General features: G+C 41.3%; 7 protein-coding genes. All 7 read left to right on the top strand.

Annotation, left to right across the window (positions count from 1 at the left end; translation table 11 throughout):
• Positions 1-299: formylglycine-generating enzyme family protein (locus tag ACTTJ8_RS11290; RefSeq protein WP_442721246.1), on the top strand; the 299-nt coding region annotated here is incomplete at its 5' end.
• Between the two features lie 123 nt (positions 300-422).
• Positions 423-1793 (top strand): MATE family efflux transporter, encoded by a 1371-nt coding sequence (locus ACTTJ8_RS11285; RefSeq protein ID WP_442721245.1) that lies wholly within the window; start codon positions 423-425, stop codon positions 1791-1793.
• Positions 1778-2359, top strand: a complete 582-nt coding sequence (locus ACTTJ8_RS11280) for a hypothetical protein (protein WP_442721244.1) — start codon at positions 1778-1780, stop codon at positions 2357-2359. Before ACTTJ8_RS11285 ends, ACTTJ8_RS11280 begins: the two co-directional genes overlap by 16 nt.
• 25 nt (positions 2360-2384) lie before the next feature.
• The gene (locus ACTTJ8_RS11275; RefSeq protein WP_442721243.1) at positions 2385-3224 is read left to right on the top strand and encodes a hypothetical protein; all 840 of its coding nucleotides are present in this window, start codon (positions 2385-2387) and stop codon (positions 3222-3224) included.
• 29 nt (positions 3225-3253) lie between these two features.
• Positions 3254-3874: a hypothetical protein gene (locus ACTTJ8_RS11270; RefSeq protein WP_442721242.1), complete on the top strand. Its 621-nt coding sequence runs from the start codon at positions 3254-3256 to the stop codon at positions 3872-3874.
• 114 nt (positions 3875-3988) lie between these two features.
• On the top strand, positions 3989-4900 hold the full coding sequence (locus ACTTJ8_RS11265) for a hypothetical protein (protein ID WP_442721241.1): 912 nt from the start codon (positions 3989-3991) through the stop codon (positions 4898-4900).
• Between the two features lie 72 nt (positions 4901-4972).
• The coding region (locus ACTTJ8_RS11260; RefSeq protein WP_442721240.1) for a leucine-rich repeat domain-containing protein at positions 4973-5870 on the top strand (898 nt) is incomplete at its 3' end.

Below are 5870 nucleotides of genomic sequence, written 5' to 3'. Positions count from 1 at the left end.
GCGACGGAGGAGATGCGAAGGATAAAACGCATGAAGTAAAGAAGAAGCAAGCGAACGGGTACGGTTTATACGATATGAGCGGAAACGTCTGGGAATGGTGCTGGGATTGGTACGACGATAATACGTCTGACGGGGGACAGGATCCGACCGGTGCTGCTTCCGGTTTTAGCCGTGTCGCTCGCGGCGGCTGCTGGTCCGATTACGCGTTGTACTGCGTCGTCGGTGTTCGGGTCGACAGCATCCCCATCCTCAGCATCATCAATTTTGGCTTGCGTATAGCATGCAGTGTTGGGCGGTAATGGGTATATTCTAATTGGTAATGGATTATTTGTAATTGGGAATTAAAGTGACATACGTACGGTGTACGGTAATTACACATTACACATTACTAATTACACATTGAATGAAGGGTGAAACAGTAAATGAATGAAAACAGAATAAAAATGTTAAGAGAAGAAAATATTAACAAAGCGCTTTTTAAGCTTGGTATTCCTATGGTTATCAGCTTGTTAGTAGCCGCCTTATATAACGTGGTAGACACATATTTTGTATCAGGGCTTGGAAAGCAGGCGGTTGCCGCGGTTTCGGTTGCATTTCCAATTCAACTTATTTTTTTAGGTATAGGACTCACCTTTGGAGCAGGGGCAGGTTCCTATATATCACGGTTATTAGGCGGAAATAATAAAAAAGAAGCGGATATTGTCGCTACGGTTGCTTTATTTTCCAGTGCGATTTTAGGAATAATAACGGCCATCGCATTATTTTGCGGTTTAGATAGCGTGTTGAAGTTTATGGGCGCAATCCCGTCCATTATGAAACTTTCCAAATCTTATACCGGCATTTTCATACTAGGCGGTATTTTAGGCACAATAAACGTTACGCTTGGAAATGTAGCTGTTGCACAAGGCGCTGCTCACATTTCTTTAAAAGCAATGATGATAGGCTCTCTGTCAAATATGATTTTAGATCCGATATTCATATTTTGGCTCAATTGGGGAGTAAAGGGCGCTGCTATTGCAACATTAATAGCGAGAGCTATAACAAGTCTTATGTACGTTATGTACTTTATCGGAGATAAAAATTTAATTGAAATAAAAGTGTCTTACTTCAAACCTACTCTTACGATGTATCACGAGATATTGAAGATAGGAATTTCCCTGTTGCTGCTGCAAATCTTGCAAACCATATCTATAAGTAAAATATCTTCCGCGGCTTCTCTGTATGGTGAAGGAGCAATTGCTGCAATGGGAATAGTTCTGAGAATTGTAACACTGGGAGCGAATGTCGTATTCGGATATATGAAAGGATTGCAGCCGTTGGCAGGTTTTAATTATGGAGCTAAAAATTATGAAAGAGTGAAAGAAGCGATAAAGGCGAGCATTAAATGGACAAATATATTTTGTATCGCTTGGACACTGATAATTTATATATTTGCACCGAATATCGTAGCGCTATTCGGAACCGATGACAATGTGGCAAGTATAGCAATTCCTGCATTAAGAGCCGGTGTCATTATGTTTGTAACATTCGGCTTCCAATTTTCCTACTCTACGTTGTATTTATCTATAGGCAAGGCATTAGCCGGAGTCTTTTTAAATTCATTAAGACAAGGCATTGTATTTATACCGCTTATTTTACTATTGCCTAATATTATCGGTTTAAACGGCGTGATATATTCACAGGCGATTGCAGACGCTTTGGCAACACTCATTACCATTCCTTTTGCAATAAGTATCCATAAAAGTTTAAATTTAGAAACAAAGAGAAAGGGGGAATTATGGATACTGGAATAAATAAGGATATAATAAATAGAATAGAAGCAACTGTTGGTTTTATTTCGGATAATATTAAATTTGAAAGGTCATGTATGAACTTAAAAATAAAAAGTCGTATCCGTTTTTTGGGGTTTGTAGTAATCTGTATACTGTTTGCAGCTGTGCCGGTTTTCGCGGAAGTTCCGGAGACGGTGACGGATGAGTTGTGCATATTCACATGGCAGTATGACACGTGGTTAGAGGGTAAAATACCGTGGAACGGCGATACCTTGCATATAGCTCTTACGTGTAACAAAAACGATTCCGCTGCAATAGAAAAACGGCTTGCAGATTTCCATACATTGGCTGCAAACCTTCCTGCACGGGAAAAAGGGCTTCGTGCTTATATTACAAAAAAATTCGGTGCAGAATACGGGGAGGAAGCCTTAGAAACGCTAAAGCTCTTCATAATCCGTATTGATGACGGGCGTATCGACTATTTCTTCGGCTGCTCCTCCGATCTCTTTCCTTCTGATCTACTCGGCATTGTGGAAAACAGCGAAGGCGTCATTGAAACGGCGATGTTTATCGGCTGGCAGAATTAATTGAAATATAAAAGAAGGAACCAAAATGAAAACGCTATCGATAGCAGTGCTGTTTGCAGCGGGACTGTTGACCGCTGTCATGGTGGCGGAAAACGGAATGCAAGAATCTAAATTGCTTAAAGTTATTGACTTGACCGAATACAGCGAAGATTGGTTTTTCAACGCTTCGAGTATCTATCCGCTTGAACACGCTCCAAAAAAGTATAGCGGAATCGGGCTCCCGCAAGAGACGCGATATGAGCTAAAAGGCGGCTATACTCTCATTTTTAAGCCCGTATTACTTGGAGCGAAACGAGCCCCCGGCATTCAAACGCAGCTGCAAAAAGACGCTACGTTATTTATTTTAGGCTCGACAAACGTATTTCGGCACGGTATGCGAGATGGGCAGCCGCTTTATGATACTCGCTATTTACCGCGCTACGAAAATGTAGATTTCGATGATTACTTTATGCTCACTTTTTTTGACGGAGGCTATAGAAATATTTTGTATAAAAAGACAAGCGGCGTAAAAATAGTTGATTACTATGGAATCGGCGAGGTCATTGCTGATACGGATAATAACCTGCTCATTTATACGGAGCGCGAAAAAAATGACGAAAATATATTTTTATACGATTTGAAAAGGCAAAAGAGATATTTACTCGATCCGTATCTGGAGCATGCACTTGAAGAGGTCAGCAAACAAGAGCATGGTATTATTTCGGTGGCTCAGTGGTATGCGGATGCTTTTAAAATTACAGCGGTGAATGATACGCGCGTGACGATTGAATTTCACGGCTATTCTTACGGGCAATATGATCCTAAAATAGAGGATGTGTCCGAGTGGCAGGACGGCTACCCCGTCTCTTTTAGTATTGAGCGATGAGAGTGGAAAATTATACAGGAGGAATAAAAATGAAAAAGATTGTGCTTTTATTGTATGGCGTGTTTGGAGTGTTGAATGTTGCGTTTTGTGCGCAAGAACTAAGCACAGAAATCAAGCCCGCGACACATTTTGCGTGGGATTTGAAATATACGGGGCATTTTAGTTTTAAGAATATTAAAATAGCAAATTACTATGAGATTCGTGAAGTGATTCCGGTGAATATCAATAATGATGGCAAAGAGGATTATCTTATTTTGCTGGTGCCAAAATCGATCATTGCGCCTTTGAGCGATGACTTTGAATTTGCCATGGAAAAGTTTTATCGCAGGAGCCTTGTGGAGATTATCAGCACGGGTGAAACATATAGAGTTGGAAAAACGTATAACACGCTTATATCAAATATGGCCGGTTTCGTCACAGGTTTTGACGGAATCGAAAAGGTTGAAGATGGCATTATTATTTCCCATTCTACGCCAAATGGTAATATTTATTGGAGCTTGAGTATGTTCTTTCGCTATGAGGAGGGCGAACTCTACCTTTATAAAATACAGCAAGTTACACGTGATCGCGAACTCAAAACACAAAAAGTTGACAGAGTTTCTGCGCAAAATGTCACTATTTTTACAGAGGATGAATTTGATATTGACTAATATAAGAAAATCCCTCTGATCTACTCGGCATCATAGAAAACAGCGAAGGCGTCATTGAAACGGCGATGTTTATCGGCTGGTAAAATTAATGGAAATATAGAGGATGAATAATATATGAAGAACGTATTTTTCTATTTAAAAGTTTTAACCGTATTGATTTCGTTTTCATCGTGTATGAGCGTTCAAAATCAACATAAGCATGTGTATGATATCTGTTGGCATATTCTTGATGATGACTGTAATGGTAAAAAAATCATACTGGAATTCAGTAATCGTGAAAAAACATTCAAACAAACATTGATAATCGGAAAAACAAAACACATTACGCTTCCTGCCGGAGATTGGAATGTTTCGCAAGAAAATAAACAGACTGCCGAAACCTGTGTTTTTCTTCCGCAGGGAATATGGATAGATATGAGCAGCGATTTTGAAAAATCTGAAAAACACGATGTCTATGAAATAATCGCCTATACAAAGCCTCGCGTCAGCGAAGATGAATGCTGCTTTAGAATGTCAATGGCACCGAAAGGAGTTTCTTTAACCCTCTGTTATTTTGACAACGAGCGTTCTCAATTCGTTCGGCTGTACTCACATAACGGAATTTTTTATAAAAAAGATATGGATACGGAGCTGATGCTGGATAATAATACGCAATATCCTGACTCAAGAAAGGATTTTTCGATATTTATTCCGGTAAAAAGTTCGCTGCATGAAGACACCTATTACACGATAACCGCTTTGTACAAGCGTGATGCCAATTTTCTTCCTCAAGAAAGAATGTATGTGCAGGGGAAAAACACGATACGGACGATCAATATGGAGTTAAACGGAACGAATTTTATAAAAACGCGATTCATAGATAACAACACGGGCGAGCCTATTGCAAACAGAAAGGTAACGGTTTATGTATCTTCCGATACAATCAAACACGGCGAGATTTATGCAAAAACAGATAATGAAGGCTGGCTTGAAATACAGAATGTTCCGGAAGGGGAATGTTTCATGGATTTTGAAGACTGGGAGTAAGGGCGCTACCGGTAATTACGAAAATATATCCGCACTATCCTTTTCTGCGGAACAATTTGTTAGGAGGAGAAAATGAAAAAACTGTTAATCACATTGCTGTTTGCAGCAGGATTGTTGACAGCCTGCACTACGGCGACGCATACGGCAAAGAAACGCGAAAATACAGGCAAAGCAATACTCGGTATAAGCCCCGACAAAAAAGAGATAACCGTACGGGCGGTAACGGCAGACGGTTCACCTGTACAGGTAGAAGGCTGCACGGTTACGGAATTCCCGAGCGGCGAAAAAACGGTACTTACGGCAACGGGAACAAAGGTTGTCCTTAAAGGTGCTCTTATCGAGCTTGACTGTTACCGTAACCGGCTTACAGCGCTTGACGTACAAGGGCTGCCCGCTTTGCAGGAGCTGTATTGCCAAAACAATATGCTTACTTCGCTTGATGTACACGGCTTAACTGCTTTGCGGATACTGCGATGCGGTGAAAATCAGCTGACATCGTTCGACCTTCAAGGACTGACTGCTTTGCAGGAACTTGAATGCGGTGATAATCTGCTTACCTCACTTGACGGACGGAGATTAACCGCCTTACATACGCTATACTGCGGTCATAACCGGCTTACTGCACTGAATGTACGCCGTTTGACCGCTTTACGGATATTATTCTGCAACGATAATGCAATCGCAGATCTCGATGTGAGCGACTTGACTGCTTTACGGGAATTGAATTGCGGCAGCAATCGACTTACCTCACTCGATGTACAGGGACTGACCGCTTTGCAGTGGCTGGAGTGCTGGGATAATCAGCTCACCGCACTCAATGTGCAGGGCTTACCTGCCTTACAGGCGCTGTACTGTACCAAAAACCGGCTGAGCTCCCTTGATGTACAGGGGCTGACGGCTTTGCAGGAGCTGTATTGCTGGGATAATCAGCTTACCGCACTCAATGTGCAGGGCTTGCTCGTATTAAAGG

This window comes from Treponema sp. (assembly GCF_052169735.1).
In the GTDB taxonomy this organism is placed as follows: Bacteria; Spirochaetota; Spirochaetia; order Treponematales; family Treponemataceae; genus Treponema.
This window is presented reverse-complemented; position numbering and strand designations above follow the sequence as displayed.

Excerpts from the sequence above, each read along its gene's own strand:
- ACTTJ8_RS11270 (WP_442721242.1), top strand. The coding sequence starts at position 3,254 with ATGAAAAAGATTGTGCTTTTATTGTATGGCGTGTTTGGAGTGTTGAAT.
- ACTTJ8_RS11275 (WP_442721243.1), top strand. The coding sequence starts at position 2,385 with ATGAAAACGCTATCGATAGCAGTGCTGTTTGCAGCGGGACTGTTGACC.
- ACTTJ8_RS11280 (WP_442721244.1), top strand. The coding sequence starts at position 1,778 with ATGGATACTGGAATAAATAAGGATATAATAAATAGAATAGAAGCAACT.
- ACTTJ8_RS11285 (WP_442721245.1), top strand. The coding sequence starts at position 423 with ATGAATGAAAACAGAATAAAAATGTTAAGAGAAGAAAATATTAACAAA.
- ACTTJ8_RS11265 (WP_442721241.1), top strand. The coding sequence starts at position 3,989 with ATGAAGAACGTATTTTTCTATTTAAAAGTTTTAACCGTATTGATTTCG.